The sequence below is a fragment of the Cupriavidus yeoncheonensis genome (assembly GCF_905397275.1).
GTDB classification, from domain to species: Bacteria; Pseudomonadota; Gammaproteobacteria; order Burkholderiales; family Burkholderiaceae; genus Cupriavidus; species Cupriavidus yeoncheonensis.
This window is the reverse complement of the sequence record NZ_CAJPUY010000005.1, coordinates 1-22,120: the sequence shown is the minus strand read 5'-3', so window position 1 is coordinate 22,120 and position 22,120 is coordinate 1. Positions and strand designations below refer to the sequence as shown.

General features: G+C 66.2%; 19 protein-coding genes. 14 read left to right on the top strand and 5 right to left on the bottom strand.

Annotation, left to right across the window (positions count from 1 at the left end):
* Nucleotides 1-268: 268 nt before the first annotated feature.
* Nucleotides 269-1,651 (top strand): NCS2 family permease, encoded by a 1,383-nt coding sequence (locus KHO22_RS08030; protein WP_230426787.1) that lies wholly within the window; start codon nt 269-271, stop codon nt 1,649-1,651.
* A gap of 241 nt (nt 1,652-1,892) precedes the next feature.
* Here KHO22_RS08030 and KHO22_RS08025 read toward each other — a convergent pair whose 3' ends face one another.
* Complete coding sequence (locus KHO22_RS08025) at nt 1,893-2,156, bottom strand: hypothetical protein (protein WP_211946594.1); 264 nt, start codon at nt 2,154-2,156, stop codon at nt 1,893-1,895.
* A gap of 203 nt (nt 2,157-2,359) precedes the next feature.
* Here KHO22_RS08025 and KHO22_RS08020 point away from each other — a divergent pair, with 203 nt between their 5' ends.
* Nucleotides 2,360-2,674 carry an H-NS histone family protein gene (locus KHO22_RS08020; protein ID WP_211946593.1) on the top strand — a complete coding sequence of 105 codons (315 nt, stop codon included), beginning with the start codon at nt 2,360-2,362 and terminating at the stop codon, nt 2,672-2,674.
* A 47-nt stretch (nt 2,675-2,721) separates the two neighbouring features.
* Here the strand turns inward: KHO22_RS08020 and KHO22_RS08015 are convergent, their stop codons facing one another.
* Both KHO22_RS08015 and KHO22_RS08010 read right to left on the bottom strand, forming a co-directional pair.
* The gene (locus KHO22_RS08015; protein WP_338031326.1) at nt 2,722-3,294 is read right to left on the bottom strand and encodes a hypothetical protein; all 573 of its coding nucleotides are present in this window, start codon (nt 3,292-3,294) and stop codon (nt 2,722-2,724) included.
* Nucleotides 3,295-3,539: 245 nt separating this feature from the next.
* Nucleotides 3,540-4,454 (bottom strand): LysR family transcriptional regulator, encoded by a 915-nt coding sequence (locus KHO22_RS08010; RefSeq protein WP_211946592.1) that lies wholly within the window; start codon nt 4,452-4,454, stop codon nt 3,540-3,542.
* A 117-nt stretch (nt 4,455-4,571) separates the two neighbouring features.
* Here KHO22_RS08010 and KHO22_RS08005 point away from each other — a divergent pair, with 117 nt between their 5' ends.
* Entirely contained in the window at nt 4,572-5,789 is a 1,218-nt protein-coding gene (locus tag KHO22_RS08005; protein WP_230426786.1) for an MFS transporter, read from the top strand.
* A 44-nt stretch (nt 5,790-5,833) separates the two neighbouring features.
* Here KHO22_RS08005 and KHO22_RS08000 read toward each other — a convergent pair whose 3' ends face one another.
* Nucleotides 5,834-6,838: an AraC family transcriptional regulator gene (locus KHO22_RS08000; RefSeq protein ID WP_211946591.1), complete on the bottom strand. Its 1,005-nt coding sequence runs from the start codon at nt 6,836-6,838 to the stop codon at nt 5,834-5,836.
* A 123-nt stretch (nt 6,839-6,961) separates the two neighbouring features.
* Here KHO22_RS08000 and KHO22_RS07995 point away from each other — a divergent pair, with 123 nt between their 5' ends.
* Entirely contained in the window at nt 6,962-8,188 is a 1,227-nt protein-coding gene (locus KHO22_RS07995) for a multidrug effflux MFS transporter (protein ID WP_230426785.1), read from the top strand.
* A 143-nt stretch (nt 8,189-8,331) separates the two neighbouring features.
* Here KHO22_RS07995 and KHO22_RS07990 read toward each other — a convergent pair whose 3' ends face one another.
* Nucleotides 8,332-9,552 (bottom strand): NnrS family protein, encoded by a 1,221-nt coding sequence (locus KHO22_RS07990; protein WP_211946590.1) that lies wholly within the window; start codon nt 9,550-9,552, stop codon nt 8,332-8,334.
* 224 nt (nt 9,553-9,776) lie between these two features.
* On the opposite strand from KHO22_RS07990, the gene KHO22_RS07985 reads away from it, so the two are divergent.
* The 10 genes from KHO22_RS07985 to KHO22_RS07940 all read left to right on the top strand — a co-directional run bounded on the left by KHO22_RS07985 (nt 9,777) and on the right by KHO22_RS07940 (nt 21,839).
* Nucleotides 9,777-11,066, top strand: a complete 1,290-nt coding sequence (locus KHO22_RS07985; protein WP_420839583.1) for an MFS transporter — start codon at nt 9,777-9,779, stop codon at nt 11,064-11,066.
* Between the two features lie 39 nt (nt 11,067-11,105).
* A complete protein-coding gene (locus tag KHO22_RS07980; protein WP_211946589.1) occupies nt 11,106-12,491 on the top strand; it encodes a NarK family nitrate/nitrite MFS transporter in 1,386 nt (461 codons plus the stop codon).
* Nucleotides 12,492-12,665: 174 nt separating this feature from the next.
* Nucleotides 12,666-16,412 carry a nitrate reductase subunit alpha gene (locus KHO22_RS07975; protein ID WP_211946588.1) on the top strand — a complete coding sequence of 1,249 codons (3,747 nt, stop codon included), beginning with the start codon at nt 12,666-12,668 and terminating at the stop codon, nt 16,410-16,412.
* 2 nt (nt 16,413-16,414) lie between these two features.
* A complete protein-coding gene (gene narH, locus KHO22_RS07970; protein WP_211946587.1) occupies nt 16,415-17,962 on the top strand; it encodes a nitrate reductase subunit beta in 1,548 nt (515 codons plus the stop codon).
* A gap of 27 nt (nt 17,963-17,989) precedes the next feature.
* Entirely contained in the window at nt 17,990-18,664 is a 675-nt protein-coding gene (narJ, locus tag KHO22_RS07965) for a nitrate reductase molybdenum cofactor assembly chaperone (RefSeq protein ID WP_211946586.1), read from the top strand.
* 19 nt (nt 18,665-18,683) lie between these two features.
* The gene (narI, locus tag KHO22_RS07960; protein ID WP_211946585.1) at nt 18,684-19,367 is read left to right on the top strand and encodes a respiratory nitrate reductase subunit gamma; all 684 of its coding nucleotides are present in this window, start codon (nt 18,684-18,686) and stop codon (nt 19,365-19,367) included.
* 28 nt (nt 19,368-19,395) lie between these two features.
* Nucleotides 19,396-20,148, top strand: coding sequence for a peptidylprolyl isomerase (locus KHO22_RS07955; RefSeq protein ID WP_211946584.1), 753 nt, complete (start codon nt 19,396-19,398; stop codon nt 20,146-20,148).
* A 27-nt stretch (nt 20,149-20,175) separates the two neighbouring features.
* A complete protein-coding gene (locus KHO22_RS07950) occupies nt 20,176-20,868 on the top strand; it encodes a carbonic anhydrase (protein WP_211946583.1) in 693 nt (230 codons plus the stop codon).
* Between the two features lie 5 nt (nt 20,869-20,873).
* On the top strand, nt 20,874-21,425 hold the full coding sequence (mobB, locus tag KHO22_RS07945; RefSeq protein WP_211946582.1) for a molybdopterin-guanine dinucleotide biosynthesis protein B: 552 nt from the start codon (nt 20,874-20,876) through the stop codon (nt 21,423-21,425).
* 24 nt (nt 21,426-21,449) lie between these two features.
* Entirely contained in the window at nt 21,450-21,839 is a 390-nt protein-coding gene (locus KHO22_RS07940) for a putative zinc-binding protein (RefSeq protein ID WP_211946581.1), read from the top strand.
* The last annotated feature ends 281 nt before the right edge of the window (nt 21,840-22,120 follow it).

Below are 22,120 nucleotides of genomic sequence, written 5' to 3'. Positions count from 1 at the left end.
CGCACGAAGACGGCCATTCATCACATTCACTATTCCCTTCCAGGCATACCGCGCATTTTGTGGGGGTTATGACGACGCGCCGTGCGTCGCCTAGCCTTCAGCCTTGCCCAGATCACGCCCATGCAGAAGGCGCGGACAGGAGGCAACACCGATAAAACCGGCCGGGCAGCGAGCATTGTCACGGCCGATACCTAGAACCACGTGAGACAAAGCCTGTCCATGGCCCTTCCGTCGGCCGCGGCAGCGCCCTGCAAGGAGACAGATCATCATGATCGAACAGCCCTATCCGTCGGTGACGGAAGTCGATTCCGCGCGCCCCGAAGTCAAGAACAAGCTCGACGCCTATTTCCAGATTACCGCGCGCGGCAGCACGCAGCGCCAGGAACTGGTGGCCGGCGTGACCACCTTCATGGCCATGGTCTACGCGGTCTTTGTCGTGCCGGGCATGCTTGGCAAGGCCGGCTTCGACACCAGCGCGGTATTCGTGGCGGTATGCCTGACCACGGCATTCGGCTCGTTGCTGATGGGCGTGTGGGCCAAGCTGCCGATCGCCATCGGCTGCGCCATTTCACTGACTGCCTTTATGGCCTTTGGCCTGGTACTGGGGCAGGGACTGTCGCCGGCCGTCGCGCTGGGCGCGGTATTCCTGATGGGGGTGGTGTTCACCGCGATCTCCGTCACCGGCGTACGCTCCTGGATCCTGCGCAACCTGCCGGCCGGCGTGGCCCACGGCGCGGGGATCGGCATTGGCCTGTTCCTGCTGCTGATCGCTTCCAATGAGGTCGGCCTGGTGGTCAAGAACAGCGGCGCAGGCCTGCCCGTCACGCTGGGCAAGATCACCGCCTTCCCGGTGGTGATGTCGGTGCTGGGCCTGGCCGCCATCTTCGGCCTGGAGCGTCGCCGCGTGCCGGGAGGCATCCTGCTGGTGATCGTGGCCATCTCCCTGCTGGGCCTGATCTTCGATCCCGCCGTGAAATTCACCGGTGTGTTCGCGCTGCCTTCGCTGAGCGCCCCCGGCCATCAGTCGCTGATCGGCGCCATGGATATCCGCGGCGCGCTGTCCGCCGCCGTGCTGCCAAGCGTGCTGGCGCTGGTGATGACTGCCGTGTTCGATGCCACCGGTACCATCCGCGCCGTGGCGGGCCAGGCCGGCCAGCTCGACGCCAGCGGCCACATCCGCAACGGTGGCCGTGCGCTCACCGCGGACTCGGTCAGCTCGATCTTCTCCGCCATGTTCGGTGGCGCCCCGGCCGCCGCTTATATCGAGTCGACCGTCGGCGTGGCCGCCGGCGCCAAGACCGGCCTGACCGCCGTGGTGGTCGGCCTGCTGTTCCTCGCCGTCATGTTCTTCTCGCCGCTGGCGGCCCTGGTGCCGTCGTACGCCACCGCGCCGGCGCTGATGTACGTGGGCCTGCTGATGCTGTCGAGCGTCTCGCGCCTGCACATGGATGACCTGGTCGATGCGCTGTCGGGCCTGGTGTGCGCGGTGTTCATCGTGCTGACCTGCAATATCGTCACCGGCATCATGCTTGGCTTCTGCACGCTGGTGGTCGGCCGCATCGTCTCTGGCGAATGGCGCAAACTCAATGCCGGCACCGTGGCTATCGCCGTCGCGCTTGCCGCGTTCTATGCCGGAGGCTGGGCAATCTGAAACAGACGCTTCAATCGGACCGCCGCTGCCGCTGGCGCGGTTGTCCGGAGTGAATTCAACAATGTCTCCTCCACCGCCACACGGTGGATTTATGCCCCGGGATTCCTGCTTTCCCGGGGTATTTTTTTATTGCGTACCGACCATGCGCGAATCCTTTCCGCGCTTCACCCTGGCAACGTGCCGGTACGCGCAACGCAGCCGTTCCCCATTCATGGCGACGTGCCTCGCCATTTTCCTTCTATCAACACCCAATTGAATCCGCATGCCATATCGATGGCCGCCGCGCGCGCGGCGGCAAGCGATGCGATTCGCCTGCAATGTTCTGGCTGACGATCATGCGAATCACCGCTGCATCAGCCAATCCGGATTGAAGCCTGATGCCCGCCGTGAAGACACAGCGGATTTCCATGCAAAGCGATTGGAAAGCCGGAATGCCGGCGCGCACACGTGGCCGGAAAACCCATTCCAGATCGCCGGATGCAATCCATTTCCCGCCATTAGCCATTGCCAAAGCCTCGGAACACGGCAATGGCATTGCCCTGCCAGCCCCCGCTATATGTGCCGGACGAACAGCCTGTAACAAGAGACCCGTGCAATCTGCGTTATATTTCGTAAAATATTTTCGTGTCCACCGCAACATGACAATGCCATATCGGCATGAAGTTCCAGTACCATGCAGCGGCCAATCGCAATAAAAGGGGAATATAAATGGCGACATACAAGCAACTTCTCGCAGAAAAAGAAGCGCTCGAAGCGAAGCTCAATGAAGTCAGGGAAACCGAAGTCGCCGGCGTGATCGACCAGATCCGTTCGCTGATGGCCGAATACGGTCTGACTCCGGACGACATCGCCCCGCGCCGCGGCCGTGGCCGGCCGGCCGGTTCGAGCGCCGTCAAGAAGGCGGAACACGCTCCGCTGCCCCCGAAGTACATGGACCCGAAGACCGGCAAGACCTGGTCGGGTCGCGGCCGTGCCCCGGCCTGGCTGGGCAAGCGTCCGGAACGTTTCCTGATCGAGTCGTAATAGTCCGCTGCGGCCGCCCCGCCAGGGGCTGGCCTGTCCGGGCGTCGTCACGACGCCTGGCAGATATATTCTTTCCTCAGCGCGCGGAAGCCCTGCTGCGTCGGCTCGACCACGGGCCGCGCGGCGCCTGACGGCAGCGGTTGCAGGCGCAAGACCTGGGCCGAGCACTGGCTCGCGGTCTCGTCCCGCTTGTAGCGGATTTCATATTGCGCCCCCGCCGCGGGCACGAACGACACGCCCGCCGCGCAACGCAGTTCCGGCAGGGGCGGTGCGGCTGTCGACATCACGCCCACATAGATCCGCCGGCCCGCCTCCACCTGTCGCTCGCGTGTGCGCGCCGGTGGCTCGGGCGAAGTGCCGGCCATCTCCAGTCCACGGTCCCGCCCGATCGCCGACAACTGCTTCCCCATCCCGGCCAGGACCAGCGGACGCGCCGGGTCCGGGCATCTGGCGGGATCCACCACCGTGAAGGTGGTGTTGTCATCGGTATCCGTCATCAGGCGGACGCTGGCCACCGGGGCGCCGGACGGCACGCGGTACTGCGCCACGCAGCCGGCCGCCATGACGGCGCCGGCCAGCATGGTCAGGATCGGTACTGCCGTCGGCCCGTGGTTTCGCATGGTGTCTCGAAGAAAGGGAATGCATGCCGGGTCGCCGAACGGCGAGTGGGGGGCCGGGGCGGATCGCTCAGCATACTCCCGGGCCGGGGGCCGCGTCGATGGTAGAAACCCATGTTGAAATCCGGCGAGGATATCCACAGAATCTGTGGATATCCTCGCGCGCCCCTCCCGAAACGCCCAGTCTGTGCGCCAACGCACCGGAGCGCCTAAATTTTAGGCACCCGGTTGCACCGCGGCGCAACCCGTCAGGCCGGGCGCTCCCACGGCGGGTTTTCGCCGAAGTGTCCGGCCAGGAAATCCACAAACGTCCGCACCCTTGGCGGCACCAGCCGGCGCTGCGGCATGACCGCGTAGATCCCTGATTCCGCTACCGGATAGTTGGCCAGCACCGGCACCAGCTGGCCGGTGCGCAGCGCCGCGCAGACATGCCAGGTCGAATGCATGGCAATGCCGAGGCCGGCCAGGGCGGCGTCCGACAGCAACTCGCCGGAGTTGGCGTCGATCGGTCCACGCACCCGGACCGCAATCTCCCCGCCCGCCCCGTCGCCGAGGCGCCAGACATCCTGCCGGCCCTGGCTGCCCACGAGCAGCAGGCAATCATGGCTGGCCAGGTCCTGGGGCGTGCGCGGCGTGCCGCGGCGACGCAGGTATTCCGGCGATGCGCACAGCAGCCGCCGGTTGGTCGCAAGTTTGCGCGCGACCAGCGCGGAATCATCGAGCGCGCCGATCCGGATCGCCAGGTCGAAACCGGCGCTGACCAGGTCCAGCACGTTGTCCGTCATGGTGAAGCTGAGCTTCAGCCCCGGATGGCGCGCCATGAACTCCGGCAGCAGCGGCGAGATATAGAGGCGACCGAACGATGAGGAGGCGGTCACGCGCAGCGTTCCCGAGATACCGGTGCCCGCCTGCCGCAGCGAACTGCCCAGCGCGTCGAGATCTTCGACCAGCGCCCGGCCTTGCTCGGCGAGGATCGCGCCCTCCGGCGTCGCATGCAGGCGTCGCGTGGTGCGATGCAACAAGCGAACGCCGAGATCGCGCTCCAGCCGCTGCAGGCGCTGGCTGGCCACTGCCACCGACAGATCCAGGCTGCGCGCGGCGGCACTGATCGACCCCAGATCCAGCACACGCAGAAACAGGCCGATATCGCCGATGCGATCCATGATTATCAATTTTTCGTTGAAACTGATTATGAATCATGCCGGTTTATGAAGAAGATGAAAAGACCGACACTTCAGCCTTCCTGCCATCCCTCCCGCTATCCGCAAGTGGCCCCTACCATGTCAAACCCCGTCCCGCACCCGCACACCGGCCGCATGCCGGTAGCCCTGTACGCGCTGACCGCCGGCTCCTTCGGCATTGGCTGCGCCGAATTCGTCATCATGGGCCTGCTGCTGCAAGTAGCCACTGACTTGCACGTCAGCATTGCCGCGGCCGGCATGCTGGTCTCCGGCTATGCGCTCGGCGTATTCGCCGGCGCGCCGGTGCTGACGCTGCTGACCCGACGCATGCCGCGCAAGGCCGTGCTGCTCGCGCTGATGGTCATCTACACCATCGGCAACGCGGCCTGCGCGCTGGCGCCCGACTACACCACGCTGATGATCGCGCGCGTGCTCACGTCGCTCACGCACGGCACCTTCTTCGGCGTGGGCGCCGTGGTGGCAACCAGCCTGGTGCCGGCCGAGCGCCGCGCCTCGGCGATCTCGGTCATGTTCTCGGGTCTGACGCTGGCCACGCTGCTCGGCATGCCCGCCGGAGCCTGGCTGGGCCTGCACCTTGGCTGGCGCTCGACCTTCTGGGCCATGACGGTGATCGGGCTGGTCTCGCTGGTCGTGATTGCCGCGCTGGTGAAAGCAAGCCGCGACGACAGCGCCCCGGTCGCGCTGCGCGATGAACTCGCCACCGTCGTGCGGCTGCAGGTGCTGCTTGGCCTGCTGATGACCGTGCTGCAGGCCGTTGGTACGTTCGCGCTGATCACCTATGTGCAGCCGCTGCTGACGCGCGTGGCCGGCTTCAGCGAGGGCGCGGTGTCGCCGATCCTGCTGCTGTTCGGTGGCGGCATGATCCTGGGCAACATCCTGGGCGGCCGGTTCGCCGACCGCCAGCCGACGGCCGCGCTCCTTGGATCGCTGACCGCGCTCGCCGCCGTGCTGGCGGCCATGACTTTCGCCATCCACAGCCAGGCCGCCATGGCCGGCTTCGTCGGCATCCTGGGCGTCGCCGCGTTCGCGACCGTGTCGCCGCTGCAGCTGCGCGTGCTGCACCATGCCAGCGGCGCGGGCCAGAACCTGGCATCGAGCTTCAATATCGCCGCATTCAATCTCGGCAACGGCATCGGCGCGTGGCTGGGCGGCATGGTGGTCGCCCATGGCCCGGGCCTGAATGCACTGCCCTGGGTGGCCGCCCTGGCCCCATTGGCTGCGCTGCTCGTGGCATGGCTCAGCGTGCGGAGGGAGCGCGGTGACGATCGCATGGCCGTAGCGGCCGGGATGGGCTGACGCGGACCTGTGCCGGCCGACCGGGCAGACCGGCCCTGCCCAAGTCAGTCCTTGCGCAAACGCGCCTGCCGCCACGGCTTCGGCGAGATGCCGAATTCCTGGGAAAACCAGCGTGTGAAGGATCTTGAACTGTCGAAGCCAAGCTGCTCCGCGATGGAGAAGATCGAGTGGCGCGTATTCTCGAGAAAGCGCGTCGCGCTGTCCCGGCGCACCGTGTTGTAGACGCGCATAAAGGTGGTGTCTTCCTGGGCCAGCCGCCGCTGAAGCGTTCGCGGACTCGTCTTCAGGTAGTCGGCAACCAGGTGCAAATCGACCTTGCCGCTCGGCATCAGCAATGAGATCGCCTTTCTCGCATCCTCCAGGACAGACTCGCGATTGACCACTGGCAGATTTTCGATGAAGAACCGCTCGTAGTTCTTCAGTTCGATCTCCGAGAAATCGGAAGGCGAGTCCAGTTCGCTCGTGAGGCACGCGAAGCCTGAATACCCGGCACCGAACCGCAGCGGACAGCGAAAGACGCGGCGATGGATCCGGCGATCGTCCGGCGCCGCATGCGAAAAATAGGCTTCGTGCGGACACCAGTGTTCCCCCAGCAATGACCGGAAGATGCTGATGATCACGCCCACGCCCAGCTCGGCCGCCTGCCTAGAATAGACATCGGAAATCAGCTCGACCCGGACCACCGAGAACTTCCCCTCGCTCTCGACCTGAATCGCGAGGACGTCGCTCAGCAACCCCTTGTGCCTCACGAGGAAGTCGATCGCCGCCCGCGCCGAGCGCTGATGCCGCAGCAGCAGGCTGATCGCCCCGATGTCCGAGAGCTTGCGCCGCTCCACCATCAACGCCGCATAGCCGGCGCAGCTGGACGCGCTCGCCGCATCTTCGAGCAACTGGATCACCACGCGCGCAGGCAGGAAGCTGCACTCTGCGGGGTCCAGCATGGCGCGGCTCAGTCCGTGCCTCAGCAAAAGGGGTTCCGGATCCAGGCCGAGTTCGCCGGCGACCTCCAGGAACCGGGCCAGGGAGGCGGATCGAATGTTCAGGCTCATCAGGATATTCGCTCGTGTGGCGCGATTTGCTACCTTTTTGGCGCCTTCAGTGACCTTTAAAGTCTCCAATGTTCTTACGATCAGGTCAATTATTTCGCCGCTGAGCTACCGAATGACATCCAGATGAAAACATCATCCATGCCGGCACCGCGCACGGAGCCCGTCCCGGGTGTCGCCGCCATGGCAGCCGTCGTAGCCGGACTGTCGATGCTCGGGCAATTTGCCATCGCTAGCTATCTGCCCGCCTTTCCGGTGATTGCCGATGACATGCACGCGACGACTGCGCAGGTGCAGCAGTCGCTGACCGCCTATCTGCTGCCCTTCGCGTTGATGATGCCGTGGCATGGCGCCATCTCCGACGCCGTAGGCAGGCGGCGGATGATTCTTCTCGGCTGCGCGCTGTTCACCTTCGGCTCCCTGGTCTGCGCGGCCGCCACCGGCATCTGGTGGCTTCACGCGGGGCGGGCATTGCAGGGAGTCAGCGCCGGCATTGGCGTCATCGTTGGCCGGGCCATGGTCAGGGACGTCTTTGACGGCATCAAGGCGCAGAAGGTCATGGCACTCGTCGCCATGATCTTCGCGCTGGGGCCGGCCCTTGCACCGGTCTGCGGCGGCTGGCTGCTGCTGTGGATCGGATGGCGCAGCATCTTCGTTTTCCTGGCCCTGGTGTCAGCGTCGCTGCTTGCCGCCTGCTGGCTATGGGTGCCGGAGACCTTGCCGCCCGCGCGCCGGCATCCGCTGCACCCCGTGTCACTCGCGCGCGCCTATGGCGACATGCTGGCGCATGGCCGCTTCATCGCGCTGGCGCTCGCCAACGCCGGCGTCAATGTCGCCATCTATGTCTATGTCTTTACCGCGCCCCGCTTCGTGACCCAGTATCTCGGCCTTGGCGCGCAATCGTTCGGCTGGGTCTTCATCCCGATCGTGGGCGGGATTCTGTTCGGGTCGTTCGTATCGCACCGCATTGCGGGCCGGATCAGCCCCGTGCACAGCGTGCTGCTCGGGCATGCCGTCATGCTGCTGGCCGGCACGTTCAACCTTGCCGTCTGCGCCTTGCACGCCCCGGCAATGCCCTGGGCCCTGGTCGCTCTGCCGGTCTTCGCCGCCGGGATGACCATCACGCAACCGAGCCTGCAACTTCTGGCGCTGGACTGCCTGCCCATGCGGCGCGGGCTGGCAGCCAGCGGCTATGTCACGACACAGCAGTTCGGCAATTTCCTCCTGTCGGCGCTGCTGGTCCCGCTACTGGACTCCATCGTCAAGATGGCGATCTGCATGGCAGGGTTGCAGTTGTTCGGCCTGGTCATGTTCGTCGCGGCGCAACGCCGGAGGGTCGCAGATTCTCCGTGAGGGCGGTTCCCTCCGAAGGGTGGCGGCCGACCGAGTGGCAAAGGCAAATGAATTCGCCGGACACGCGAGGTCCGGCGATGAGTCGGGGGTGACGGCTGTCTTGTGCCGACCGAGTGCCGGGCCACAAACCCCGAAGCTTGCCTTCAGCCAGCCTTTCCGTCGATCCTTGGCCGTGCCAGCCGCGGCGCGTAGACCACCGCGTAGACCGCGAACCCTGCCACCCAGCAGGCAGCCGCGCCATGGATCCAGTGCAGGTACCCGGCCGGCCACAGCAGCGGCCCGACGACACGCAGCACCGCGGCCGCGGCCACCAGCCAGTACGCCGCGGTCTCCGCGCGCCCTGCCGCCAGCATCCGGCCCGTGTGCCCGAGCGCCGTGCGCGTGATCATGGCGATGATGGCGCCACCGAGCACGCCGACCGTGAACGCGTGCGTGGCAATGCCCGGCATCACCATCCCGAGCGCGGCGGCACCCTGGAGCAGGAAGGCAAGAGGCAGCCATCCATAGGCCAGGTGCAGGGACCACAGCAGCGGGCGGTTGCCCACCGCGTAGCCACGCCAGCCGATTACGCGGATGCCGAGCACCACGGCCGCCAGCAGCGACAGCGCGGCTGACAGCCAGCCCGGCAGCGGGACCAGCCCGGCCAGCAGGCCCATCACCGCGGCCGGCACGACCACGCGGTCAACTTTCGGATACTGGCGCAGCCGGAAGCCGGGAATGGCATTGGTCGTGAACATCGGAATCACGCGCCCGCCGATCACGATCACGAACAGCGTGATCAGCGCGACGCCGGCCTGGCAGGCACGCAGCGCCGCGTCCGCATGGCCACCGGCCTGCAGCCCGAGGCTCGCTACATTGGCCAGCGCCAGCAGCCACAGTGCGAACGCGAGCGGATAGTTGCGGCGGTTGCCGCCCCTGACCAGCGTGCGCGTGAATGCCAGCGCGGCCAGCGGCAGGAACGCGCCGTCGATCCACGCCGCCAGCGCGCCGGTACCGAACCACATGGCGCCACGGCCGGCCAGCCACAGCACGAACAGGCAGGCCAGCAGCGCACCGGTCGGCGTGGGTTGTCCAGTCCACGCGCGCCCGGCCGTGAACAGGAAGCCCACCACGATCGCGGCGGCAAAGCCGAACACCATCTCATGGGCGTGCCACAGCATCGGCGGCAAGGCGCCCGCAGGCGCCACGCCAGCCGCACCGCCATACATGGCCGCCCACACGGCCACGGCGATCGCCGCGAAGACCGCGCCGCCGAGGTAGAAGGGGCGGAAGCCGAGCGCGAACAGCGCAAAACCACGGGGCGGCGGACCGGCTTCCGGCAACTTGCGCGGACCGCGTGCGGGCAGGATAGGGATGGTTTCCATGATGGGCGCGTGCGAGAGATTTGATCCTTGTCACGGGTTGATACCGTGTCCAGGCAGGTTGCGACCACGATAGCACCCTGATGCCACCGTCGTCCTCCGCCGATGGAACTAGCTCCACCAGCAGGTTCCGGGCTGTGGCGGCTTGTGCTCCCGGCGAATGGTCAGCCGCAACGCCCATGCCTACTCTGGCGTCATCCCGTCAAAGTTGACACAGGAGCATGGCCATGGCCACCCCCACACGCGCGGCGCGAATGCCGGAGCCCGTCCCTTCCGGGGCATGGACGACACTGGCATCGAGCACCTTCGCCTTCACCATCTGCTTCGCCGTCTGGATGCTGTTCGCCGTCCTCGGCATCCCGCTCAAGAAAGAGCTCGGACTCAATGAGACCGAGTTCGGCCTGCTGGCCGCCACGCCCGTGCTGAGCGGCTCGCTGATCCGCGTGCCGCTCGGCATCTGGACCGACCGCTATGGCGGCCGCGTCGTGTTCTTCGTGCTGATGCTGGCCACGGTCATCCCGATCTGGCTGATCTCGTATGCGCACACCCTGTGGCAGCTGCTGGTGCTGGGCCTGTTCGTCGGCCTGGCCGGCGGCTCGTTCTCCGTGGGCACGCCGTACGTGGCGCGCTGGTTCCCGCGTTCGCGCCAGGGCCTGGCCATGGGTATCTTCGGAGCCGGCAACTCGGGCGCCGCGCTGACCAAGTTTGTCGCGCCCGCACTGATCCTGGCCGCCGGTACCTGGGAAGTCGTGCCGCGCGTGTACTCGGTGGCGATGCTGGTGACGGCCATCGTGTTCTGGCTGGGCTCACGCACCAATCCCGCCCACCGCGTGGCATCCAGCACCGGCTGGCGCGAGCAGTTCGCCATGCTGCGCGACCCGCGCGTCTGGCGCTACTCGCAGTACTACTCGGTCGTCTTCGGCGGCTATGTCGGCCTGTCGCTGTGGATGACCAAGTACTACATCGGCGAATACGGCTTCGACATGAAGGTGGCCGCGTTCCTGGCCGCGTGCTTCTCGCTGCCGGGCGGCATGCTGCGCGCGATCGGCGGCTGGATCTCCGACCGTTACGGCGCGCAGCGCACCACGTGGTGGGTGATGTGGGTGAGCTGGGTCGGCTTCTTCCTGCTGAGCTACCCGCAGACCGACTTCGTGATCCACACCACCACGAGTCCGCAGAACTTCCGCATCGCGCTGACACCGGCCGTATTCACGTTCCTGCTGTTCGTGGTCGGCATCGCGTTCGCCATCGGCAAGGCCTCGGTCTTCAAGTTCATCTCGAACGATTTCTCGCACAACATCGGCGCCGTGTCCGGCGTGGTGGGCCTGGCGGGCGGGCTGGGCGGCTTCGTGCTGCCGATCCTGTTCGGCGCGCTCGCCGACCTCACGGGCGTGCGCAGCAGCTGCTTCATGCTGATGTACGGCACCGTGTGCGTGAGCCTGGTCTGGATGCACTACAGCCACCGCGCCGAACGCCGGCGCAAGGAACAGGCCGTCGGCCTCACCCAGACGGCGTGACGCCGCCCCTGACACCCCTTTCCACTCAAGCACACTGTCATGTCCACCTCCGTACTAACGCGCTGGGAGCCCGAGAACGCGGCGTTCTGGCAAAACACCGGCGAACGCATCGCCTATCGCAACCTGTGGATCTCGATCCCCGCACTGATGCTGGCCTTCGTGATCTGGATGCTGTGGAGCGTGGTCGCGGTCAACCTTGACCGCGCCGGCTTCCAGTTCACCAAGAACCAGCTGTTCTGGCTGACCGCGCTGCCCGCGCTGTCCGGCGCCACGCTGCGCATCTTCTACTCCTTCCTGGTGCCGGTGTTCGGCGGCCGCCGCTTCACTGCCATCTCCACCGCGCTGCTGCTGATCCCGGCGCTGGGCATGGGCTTCGCGCTGCGCGACCCGTCCACGAGCTACCCGACGCTGCTGGCCCTGGCCTTGCTGTGCGGGCTGGGCGGCGCCAACTTCAGCTCGTCGATGGCCAATATCAGCTTCTTCTTCCCGAAGGCGAAGAAGGGGCTGGCCACGGGCCTGAACGCGGGCATCGGCAACCTGGGCGTGTCGGTCGTGCAGTTCGTCACCCCGCTCGTGGTATCGCTGGCGGTGTTCGGCACGCTCGGCGGCGAGCCCCAGCAATACCAGGCCGGCGACGCCATGAAGAACCTGTGGCTGCAGAACGCGGGCTTCATCTGGGTGCCGTTCATCGTGGTGTCGTCGCTGGCGGCATGGTTCGGCATGCATGACATCGCCGACGCCAGGGCTTCCTTCGCCGAGCAGGCCATCATCTTCAGGCGCAAGCACAACTGGCTGATGTGCTGGCTGTACGTGGGCACGTTCGGCTCGTTCATCGGCTTCTCGGCCGGGCTGGCGCTGCTGACCAAGTCGCAGTTCCCGGGCGTCAACCCTACCGCCTACGCCTTCCTGGGGCCGCTGGTCGGCGCGCTCACGCGTCCCGTCGGCGGCTGGATCTCCGACAAGCTCGGCGGCGCACGCGTGACGCTGTGGACCTTCGTCGGCATGATCATCGCCGTGTTCGGCGTGCTGGCCGCGCTGCCGCATGACGGTGCGGCGGGCAGCTTCCCGGGCTTCCTGGCGGCCTTCGTCGCGCTGTTCGCGCTGACCGGCATCGGCAACGGCTCGACCTTCCGCATGATCCCGGTGATCTTCCTCACCGAGCGCCAGCGCGCCGCCGCCGGCAAGGGCGACATGGCGCAAAGGCAGGCGCTGCAGGAGGCCGGCAAGGAATCGGCCGCGGTGCTCGGCTTCTCCGGGGCGATCGGTGCCTATGGCGGCTTCTTCATCCCCAAGAGCTTCGGCACCTCGCTGGAGCTGACCGGCTCGGCCGACGCCGCGCTGTACTGCTTCATCGCCTTCTACGTGAGCTGCGTGCTGGTGACATGGTGGTGCTACGCGCGCCGCAACGCGGCCATGCCCTGCTGATGCTGCCGGCCGGCCTAGTTCGACAGAGCTAGGCCGGCCCCCGCCGACTAGCCCGAACGCACCGCGCGGCCTGTTCCACCAGCGAATTGGCGCGCACATCCCTCCCCCATAAGCTACGAGTGTCCCTGCAACGGCCGTGTGCCGCCAGCAGCTAGCATTCGCGGAGAACAAGAGATGAGTCACTTTCTGGATCGACTGAAGTTCATGTCGCGCGTCAAGTCCACCTATGCGGACGGGCACGGCGCGGTGGTGAACGAAGACCGCAAGTGGGAAGACGGCTACCGCAGCCGCTGGCAGCACGACAAGATCGTGCGCTCCACGCACGGCGTCAACTGCACGGGCTCCTGCTCGTGGAAGGTGTATGTGAAGAACGGCCTGATCACCTGGGAAACCCAGCAGACCGACTACCCGCGCACCCGCCCCGACCTGCCCAACCATGAACCGCGCGGCTGCCCGCGCGGCGCCTCCTACAGCTGGTACGTCTATTCTGCCCAGCGCGTGAAGTACCCGATGATCCGCGGCCGCCTGATGGAAATGTGGCGCGAGGCCCGCAAGACCATGGACCCGATCGCCGCGTGGGAGTCGATCAGCCAGGATCCCGAAAAGGCCGAGCGCTACAAGAGCGTGCGCGGCCTGGGCGGCTTCGTGCGCGCCGACTGGAACACCGCGACCGAAATCATCGCGGCCGCCAATGCCTTTACCGTCAAGAAGTTCGGCCCGGACCGCGTGGTCGGCTTCTCGCCGATCCCCGCCATGTCGATGGTGTCCTACGCCGCCGGCGCGCGCTACCTGAGCCTGCTCGGCGGCGCCTGCCTGTCGTTCTACGACTGGTACTGCGACCTGCCGCCGGCCAGCCCGCAGATCTGGGGCGAGCAGACCGACGTGCCCGAATCGGCCGACTGGTACAACTCCACCTACCTGATGGTGTGGGGCTCCAACGTGCCGCAGACGCGCACGCCGGACGCCCACTTCTACACCGAGGTCCGCTACAAGGGCACCAAGACCGTGGCCGTGTCTTCCGACTTCGGCGAGATGGTCAAGTTCGGCGACATCTGGCTGGCCCCGAAGCAAGGCACCGACGCCGCGCTGGCCATGGCCATGGGCCACGTCGTGCTCAAGGAATTCCACGTCACGCGCAAGTCCGCGTACTTCCGCGACTACATCAAGCAGTACACCGACATGCCGATGCTGGTGCTGCTGCGCGACAATGACGGCACGCTGGTCCCCGACCACTTCCTGCGCGCCTCGCACCTGGCCGACAACCTCGGCGAAGCCAACCATCCGGACTGGAAGACCCTGGTCGTCGACGACATGAGCGGCGACATCGTCGCGCCCAACGGCTCCATCGGCTTCCGCTGGGGCGAGGCTGCGCACAACGGCGGCGAGAAGGTCGGCCGCTGGAACCTGGAGATGAAGGACGGCGGCAGCAGCCGGAACATCGATCCGCGCCTGTCGCTGCTGGGCAGCCACGACGAAGTGGCCGAAGTCGGCTTCGCGTACTTCGGTGGCGAGCATGACGCGCTGCTGCGCCGCCGCGTGCCGGCGCGCCGCGTCACGCTGGCTGACGGCACCACCGCGCTGGTCGCCACGGTGTACGACCTGCAGCTTGCCAACTACGGCGTCGACCAGGGCCTGGGCGGCCCGAACGTGGCCGCGTCCTATGACGACGACGTCCCCTACACGCCCGCCTGGCAGGAAAAGCACACCTCGGTGCCGCCGAAGCTCGTCATTCAGGTGGCGCGCGAATTCGCCGACAACGCGGACCGCACCCAGGGCAAGAGCATGGTCATCGTCGGCGCGGCGCTGAACCACTGGTACCACAACGACATGATCTACCGCGGCATCATCAACCTGCTGATGATGTGCGGCTGCATCGGCAAGAGCGGCGGCGGCTGGGCCCACTACGTCGGCCAGGAAAAGCTGCGCCCGCAGTTCGGCTGGGCGCCGCTGGCCTTCGGCCTGGACTGGTCGCGCCCGCCGCGCCAGATGAACGGCACCTCGTTCTTCTACAACCACACCAGCCAGTGGCGCCACGAGAAGCTCGGCGTCGACGAGATCCTGTCGCCCACCGCCGACAAGAACAAGTACGGCAAGATGACGCTGCTGGACCTGAACGCCAAGTCCGAACGCATGGGCTGGCTGCCGTCGGCGCCGCAACTCGGCTCCAACCCGCTCGACGTGGTCGACGCGGCCGAGCGCGCCGGCAAGGACCCCGTCGCCTACACCGTCGATCAACTCAAGTCCGGCAAGCTGCAGTTCGCCTGCGACGACCCCGACAACCCCGCCAACTTCCCGCGCAATATGTTCGTCTGGCGCTCGAACATCCTGGGCAGCTCGGGCAAGGGACATGAATACTTCCTGAAGTACCTGCTCGGCACGCAGAACGCCGTGTTCGGCGACGAGGACGATGCGATCAAGCCGAGCGAAGTGAAGGTGCGCCCGGCCGCCGAAGGCAAGCTCGACCTGCTGACCGTGCTCGACTTCCGCATGAGCACCACCTGCCTGTATGGCGACATCGTGCTGCCCACGGCCACCTGGTACGAGAAGGACGACCTCAACACGTCCGACATGCACCCGTTCATCCACCCGCTGTCCGAAGCCGTGCAGCCGCTGTGGGAAAGCAAGACCGACTGGGAAATCTACAAGGCCATCGCGAAGACGTTCAGCGAGATCGCCGGGCCTTACCTCGGCACGCGCAAGGACCTGGTCTGCACGCCGCTGCTGCACGACACCCCGGGCGAACTCGGCCAGCCGTTCGAGCCAAAGGACTGGAAGCACGGCGAGTGCGACCTGATCCCCGGCAAGACCGCGCCGTCGATGACCGTGGTCGAGCGCAACTACGCGGACATCTACAAGAAGTTCACCTCGATCGGGCCGCTGCTCGACAAGATGGGCAATGGCGGCAAGGGCATCAACTGGGATACGAAGCACGAGGTCAAGGAGATCGGCGAACTCAGCAAGACCGTGGCCGACCATGGCGTGAGCCACGGCCGCCCGAAGCTGGAAACCGCGATCGACGCCGCCGAGATGATCCTGACCTTCGCGCCCGAGACCAACGGCCATGTCGCCGTCAAGGCATGGGACGCGTTGTCGAAGATCACCGGCCGCGACCACACGCACCTGGCCGAAGGCCGCGAGCACGACAAGATCCGCTTCCGCGACGTGCAGGCCCAGCCGCGCAAGATCATTTCCGCGCCGACGTGGTCGGGGCTGGAGTCCGAAGAAGTCAGCTACAACGCCGGCTATACCAATGTGCATGAGCTGATTCCATGGCGCACGCTGACCGGCCGCCAGCAGTTCTGGCAGGACCACCGCTGGATGCTCGACTTCGGCGAAGGCTCGGCCGTGTACAAGCCGGCCATCGACACCAAGACGGTCAGCCCGATGCTCGGCAAGAAGCCGAACGGCAATCCCGAACTGGTGCTGAACTGGATCACGCCGCACCAGAAGTGGGGCATCCACTCCACGTACTCGGACAACCTGCGCATGCTGACGCTGTCGCGCGGCGGCCCGCACGTGTGGATCTCGGAAGTCGAGGCCAAGGCCAACGGCATCCGCGACAACGACTGGGTCGAAGTGTTCAACGTGAACGGCACGCTGACCGCCCGCGTGGTGGTGTCGCAGCGCGTGCCGCAGGGCATGTGCCTGATGTACCACGCCCAGGAAAAGATCGTGAACGTGCCGGGTGCCGAGACCAGCCGCATGCGCGGTGGCATCCATAACTCGGTCACGCGTGCGGTGACCAAGCCCACGCACATGATCGGCGGCTACGCGCAACTCGCCTACGGCTTCAACTACTACGGCACCGTGGGCAGCAACCGCGATGAATTCGTGATCCTGCGCAAGATGAACAAGGTCGACTGGCTGGAAGGGCCGCTCGTGGAAAAGACTGCGAAGTCGAACAAGAAGGAAGGAGCCTGAGAATGAAGATCCGTGCCCAGGTGGCCATGGTGCTGAACCTCGACAAGTGCATCGGCTGCCATACCTGCTCCGTAACCTGCAAGAACGTGTGGACCAGCCGTGACGGCATCGAGTACGCGTGGTTCAACAATGTCGAAACCAAGCCCGGCATCGGCTACCCCAAGGAATGGGAAAACCAGGAGAAGTGGCAGGGCGGCTGGAAGCGCAATGCCAACGGCACGCTGGAGCCGCGCCAGGGCGGCAAGCTGAAGATCCTGGCGAACCTGTTCGCCAACCCCAACCTGCCGCAGATCGACGACTACTACGAGCCGTTCACCTACGACTACGAGCACCTGCAGAAGGCACCGCTGGTGCAGACCCCGCCGACCGCGCGCCCGGTGTCCGTGCTGACCGGCCGCAAGATGGAAAAGATCGAATGGGGTCCGAACTGGGAAGACGACCTCGGCGGCGAATTCAGCTCGCGTGGCCGCGACAAGCTGTTCGACGACGTGCAGAAGGAGATGTACTCGACCTTCGAGAACACCTTCATGATGTACCTGCCGCGCCTGTGCGAGCACTGCCTGAACCCGGCCTGCGTGGCGTCGTGCCCGTCAGGCTCGATCTACAAGCGCGAGGACGACGGCATCGTGCTGGTCGACCAGGACAAGTGCCGCGGCTGGCGCATGTGCATCTCGGGCTGCCCGTACAAGAAGATCTATTTCAACTGGCAGAGCGGCAAGGCCGAGAAGTGCCTGTTCTGCTATCCGCGCATCGAGGCCGGCCAGCCCACGGTGTGCTCGGAAACCTGCGTCGGCCGCATCCGCTATCTGGGCGTGATGCTCTATGACGCGGACCGTATCGAACAGGCCGCATCGGTGGCCGACGAGCGCGACCTGTACCAGTCGCAGCTCGACGTGTTCCTCGACCCGCACGACCCGACCGTGCAGGCTGAAGCGCGCCGCCAGGGCATTCCGCAGAGCTGGCTCGATGCCGCGCGCAAGTCGCCGGTCTACAAGATGGCCTGCGAATGGAAGGTTGCCTTCCCGCTGCACCCGGAGTACCGCACGCTGCCGATGGTCTGGTACATCCCACCGCTTTCGCCGATCCAGTCCGCCGCCGAGGCGGGCCACATGGGCATGAACGGCGTGATCCCGGATGTGAAGAGCCTGCGCATTCCGGTGAAGTACCTGGCCAACCTGCTGACCGCCGGCGACGTCATACCGGTGCTGTCGGCACTCGACCGCATGCTGGCGATGCGCGCCTACAAGCGCTCGCAGGTCGTCGACGGCGAACAGGACCTGGCCGTGCTCGAGCAGGTCGGACTGACGCCGGCACAGGTCGAGGACATGTACCAGACCATGGCCATCGCCAACTATGAAGACCGCTTCGTCATCCCGTCGTCGCACAAGGAAATGGTCGAGGACAGCTTCAGCGACAAGGCCAGCTGCGGCTTCACCTTCGGCAACGGCTGCTCCGGCGGCACCTCCGAAGGCACGCTGTTCGGCAAGAAGCCGAAGCCGGCCATCGCCTACGCCGCGCTGCCGCGTTCGCGCAAGGCCTTTGCCGGCTGATCCGGCTGAACCGACAGGAGAACTGACATGCCACTCTACCCAGTCCTTAGCGCCCTGCTCTGCTATCCGGACGAGGCCTTGCTCGAAAGCCTGCCCGAGATCGACGAGGCCCTTGCCGAATGGCCACAGGCGCATGACATGCTCGCGCCACTGATGCACATGCTGCGCGAAGAGACACTGATCGCGCTGCAGGAAAACTACGTCGCCACGTTCGACCGGAACCCGGCGCATTCGCTGCACCTGTTCGAGCATGTCCACGGCGAGAGCCGCGACCGTGGCCAGGCCATGGTCGACCTGATCGAGGAATACCGGCGCGACGGCTTCGAGCCGACGGCGTCCGAGCTGCCCGACTACGTGCCGCTGTTCCTCGAGTACCTCGGCGCGCTCGTCGCGGACGACAAGGAAGCACGCGCCGAGCAGTTGCTTGGCGACGCCATCCACGTGCTGGCCGCCGTGGGCGACCGGCTCGCGCGCAACGAGAGCCCGTATGGCGGCATCTTCACGGTGCTGCGCACGCTGACCGACGTGCAGCCCGAGCCCCGGCAGGAGCCGCCCGTGCGCGACATGGACGAAGCGCTCGAAACCTTCGGCCCCGGCGCCGACGGCGTCGAGCCGCTGCTCGGGCCCGTCACCGGCGCGCACGCCGTGAAGTTCTACCCGCGTGGCACCGCGCAGCGCGCGCCGGCGGCATCCGTCTGCTGAGAACGCCAAGGTGACGACCATGAACCTGATCCATCAATTCCTCTTCGGCATCTACCCGTATATCGCGCTGGCCATCTTCCTGTTCGGCAGCCTGGCGCGCTTCGAGCGCGAACAGTACACGTGGAAGACCGACAGTTCCCAGGTGCTCTACCGCGGCAACCTGCGCACGGGCAACATCCTGTTCCACGTCGGCATCCTGGGCCTGTTCTTCGGGCACCTGGTCGGGCTGCTCACGCCGGTGGCGGTGTGGGACACGCTGGGCGTCTCGCACGGCCTCAAGCAGGCCGTGGCCATGACCGCCGGCGGCGTGATGGGCACCATGTGCCTGGCTGGCCTGCTGATCCTGCTGCATCGCCGCCTGACCAACGCACGCGTCTCGGCCGTGACCCGCGCTGGCGACAAGGTGCTGCTGCTGTGGCTGCTGGTCACGCTGCTGCTGGGCCTGTCCACCATCTTCGAATCCGCCAGCCATATGGACGGGCACATGATGGTGCTGCTGATGACCTGGGCCCAGCATATCGTCACGCTGCGCGGCGATGCCGCGAGCTTCGTGGCCGATGCCCCGCTGCTGTTCAAGGCGCACCTGTTCATGGGGATGTCGCTGTTCGTGATCTTCCCGTTCACGCGGCTGGTCCACGTGTGGAGCGGCTTCGCCTCGGTAGGCTACCTTGGCCGCGCCTGGCAACTCGTGCGCAGCCGCTGAGCCGCGCGCACCGTAACCGGAGAACACCATGCCAGTCACCGTCAACGGCGTAGAACTGACCGACGCCGACATCGAACGTGAAATGGACCACCACCACGACGCGCCCAACCCGGCGCAGATGGCAACCGTATCCGCCATCCTGCGCCGCCTGATGCGCACCGAGGCGGAACGCCTCGGCATTGTCCACGGCGATATGGACGACGACGCCGTGGCCCAGGCCCTGCTCATGCAGGAGGCGCCCGTGCCCGACCCCGACGAGAGCAGCTGCCGCCGCCACTACGACAGCCGCCCCGACCGCTTCCGCGAAGGCGAATGGGTCGAAGTCGAGCACATCCTGTTTCAGGTCACGCCGCGCGTGCCGCTCGACGCGCTGCGCGAGATCGCGCAGCAGACGCTTGCGCTGATCAAGGGCGATCCGTCGACCTTTGCCAGCCACGCCAGCGCCTTGTCCAACTGCCCGAGCGGCGCCGGCGGCGGCCGGCTGGGCCGCGTGTTCCGCGGCGAGACGGCCCCGGAATTCGAACGCGCGGTGTTCTCCACGCAGGCGCAGGGCGTGATGCCGCAGCTCGTGGAAACGCGCTTCGGGCTGCATATCGTCCGCGTGCTCGACCGCTGCGACGGCAACCGACTGCCCTTCGATGCCGTCCGCGCGGACATCGCCCGCGCGCTGTCGGACGCGGCGCGCGACCGCGCATGGAAGCAGTACGCGAGTTTGCTGATCGGCCGTGCCAGCATCACCGGCATCGAGCTCGAAGGCGCCGACAGCCCGCTGGTCCAGTAGCATCGTCGTTTCCGGGAGCCCGCTGGCATGCACGAAATAGAACGTCTGCTGAAAGGCTTCGAGCGCTTCCAGCAGCATTACTTCGAGGACCAGCCCGAGCTGTTCGACACGCTGCGCGACGGGCAACGTCCGTCGACATTGCTGATCGGCTGCAGCGATTCACGCGTCGATCCCGCCCTGCTGCTCGGATGCGACCCCGGTGAACTGTTCACCGTGCGCAATATCGGCAACCTGGTGCCGCCGTGCACCGGCAGCCAGGAAGGCAGCCTGCATGGCGTCTCCGCCGCAATCCAGTTTGCCGTGGAGCAGTTGCGCGTGGCCCGCATCATTGTCATGGGCCATGCCGGTTGCGGCGGCATCCGCGCCTTGCTGGCGCAGCCTGCCGATGCCGGGCACGAGCAAGCACCAGCCGGCAGAGACTTCATCGGCCCGTGGGTGCGGATCGCCAGCCCCGCACGCCGGCATGTCGACGAGACCCTCGCCGGCGCCAGCACCGCGCAACGCCAGCGCGCCTGCGAGCAGGCCGCCATTCTGGTGTCGTTGCGCAACCTCGAGACCTTCCCATTCGTGCGGCGCGGGCTGGAACGCGGCCAGCTCACGCTGCATGGCTGGTACTTCGACCTGGAGGCCGGCGCCCTGCTCGCGTACTCGCAGCGGGCCGACGGCTTCCTGCCACTCGTCTGCCCGCTCGGGCGCGAAAACTCTTCCGCGAAGAACTGAGGATCATGCAAGGATTCGTCATCGGCATTGCCGGCTCGTCGGGCAGCGGCAAGACCACGCTCATCACCGCCATGCTGCCCTGGTTCCGTTCACACGGCCTGAGCGTCAACGTGGTCAAGCACAGCCACCATCCGCTCGAACTCGAGCCGCCCACCAAGGACAGCGCGCGCTTTCGCGCGGCTGGCGCCAACGAGGTCATGGTGGCCTCTCCCTACCGCTATGCCATCGTGCGCGAGCTGCATGGCGAGCAGGAGCCAACGCTGGCGCAACAGCTGGCGCGCCTCTCGCCAGCCGACCTGACGCTGGTCGAAGGCTTCCGCGGCGATGCGATACCGCGCATCGAGGTGTTCCGCCCCGCGCATGGCCGCGAGCCCTACTATCCGCGCGATCCGTCCATCATCGCGCTGGCCACCGATGCACCTGCAGATGCCACGCTGCCTTGCCTGCCGCTGAATGATCCGACGGCGGTGGTGCTGTACATCCTCGCGCTGCGCGCAAGCCGCGGCGTGCGTCGAGAGCCGCGCCCGGTGCCGCAGTTTGCCAGCATCGCCGCCTGAGGTCGCAACCCGTTCTGCCTCGCCATGTCCCACGCCAAACCGGCCAGCCTGCCGCTGGTCTATGCCTGCTCGGGCTGCTCCAGCGTCGCGCAGCTCGCCAATGCCTTCGCCATCCGCCTGGACCGCAGCGGCCGCGCGGAGATGTCCTGCATCAGCGGCGTGGGCGGCGGTGTCGCTGCGCTGACACGTGTCGCGCGCTCGGGCCGCCCGATCCTTGCGTTGGACGGCTGTCCGCTTGCATGCGTGAAGGCCTGCCTTGCCAACGTCGATGTCGTGCCCACGCGGCATCTCGTACTGAACCGGCTTGGCGCAACCAAGCGGCAGCATGGCGAATGCACCGAAGCCGAAGAGAGCGCGACGTGGGAGGTTGTCGAGCAAGCGCTCGTGGAAATTTCTGGTTCTTCGCCGGATTGAGGGGGATTGAGTATTGATGGGGGTGTCGTGGTTGGTGGGTGCTGAGCTTTTTGGCGTAGCCGGTGGGGTTTTGATTGGGTTCTCGTTCTTGACATGCGCTGCCGTTTCGCCGGCATAGCCGGCGACCTCCTTTTGCCCGAGCGGCAAAAGGAGGCAAAAACGCGTTTTCGGGTACGGTTCACCCACATAGGTAACAGAACAGTTCAAGCACATAGGTAACAGTTTTCTACGCTGCATGGGCGACTGCCACCGGGAGATGCCCATGCCCTGGAGTGAGCTCA

Bases quoted from the DNA above. Each gene is read 5' to 3' on its own strand.
- KHO22_RS07975 (WP_211946588.1), top strand. From the start codon at position 12,666: ATGAGTCACTTTCTGGATCGACTGAAGTTCATGTCGCGCGTCAAGTCC.
- KHO22_RS07990 (WP_211946590.1), bottom strand. From the start codon at position 9,552: ATGGAAACCATCCCTATCCTGCCCGCACGCGGTCCGCGCAAGTTGCCG.
- KHO22_RS08015 (WP_338031326.1), bottom strand. From the start codon at position 3,294: ATGCGAAACCACGGGCCGACGGCAGTACCGATCCTGACCATGCTGGCC.
- KHO22_RS07980 (WP_211946589.1), top strand. From the start codon at position 11,106: ATGTCCACCTCCGTACTAACGCGCTGGGAGCCCGAGAACGCGGCGTTC.
- KHO22_RS07940 (WP_211946581.1), top strand. From the start codon at position 21,450: ATGTCCCACGCCAAACCGGCCAGCCTGCCGCTGGTCTATGCCTGCTCG.
- KHO22_RS08005 (WP_230426786.1), top strand. From the start codon at position 4,572: ATGTCAAACCCCGTCCCGCACCCGCACACCGGCCGCATGCCGGTAGCC.
- KHO22_RS07950 (WP_211946583.1), top strand. From the start codon at position 20,176: ATGCACGAAATAGAACGTCTGCTGAAAGGCTTCGAGCGCTTCCAGCAG.
- narI (WP_211946585.1), top strand. From the start codon at position 18,684: ATGAACCTGATCCATCAATTCCTCTTCGGCATCTACCCGTATATCGCG.
- KHO22_RS08020 (WP_211946593.1), top strand. From the start codon at position 2,360: ATGGCGACATACAAGCAACTTCTCGCAGAAAAAGAAGCGCTCGAAGCG.
- KHO22_RS07995 (WP_230426785.1), top strand. From the start codon at position 6,962: ATGAAAACATCATCCATGCCGGCACCGCGCACGGAGCCCGTCCCGGGT.
- KHO22_RS08010 (WP_211946592.1), bottom strand. From the start codon at position 4,454: ATGGATCGCATCGGCGATATCGGCCTGTTTCTGCGTGTGCTGGATCTG.
- narJ (WP_211946586.1), top strand. From the start codon at position 17,990: ATGCCACTCTACCCAGTCCTTAGCGCCCTGCTCTGCTATCCGGACGAG.
- KHO22_RS08025 (WP_211946594.1), bottom strand. From the start codon at position 2,156: ATGGCTAATGGCGGGAAATGGATTGCATCCGGCGATCTGGAATGGGTT.
- KHO22_RS08000 (WP_211946591.1), bottom strand. From the start codon at position 6,838: ATGAGCCTGAACATTCGATCCGCCTCCCTGGCCCGGTTCCTGGAGGTC.
- KHO22_RS07955 (WP_211946584.1), top strand. From the start codon at position 19,396: ATGCCAGTCACCGTCAACGGCGTAGAACTGACCGACGCCGACATCGAA.
- KHO22_RS07985 (WP_420839583.1), top strand. From the start codon at position 9,777: ATGGCCACCCCCACACGCGCGGCGCGAATGCCGGAGCCCGTCCCTTCC.
- mobB (WP_211946582.1), top strand. From the start codon at position 20,874: ATGCAAGGATTCGTCATCGGCATTGCCGGCTCGTCGGGCAGCGGCAAG.
- narH (WP_211946587.1), top strand. From the start codon at position 16,415: ATGAAGATCCGTGCCCAGGTGGCCATGGTGCTGAACCTCGACAAGTGC.
- KHO22_RS08030 (WP_230426787.1), top strand. From the start codon at position 269: ATGATCGAACAGCCCTATCCGTCGGTGACGGAAGTCGATTCCGCGCGC.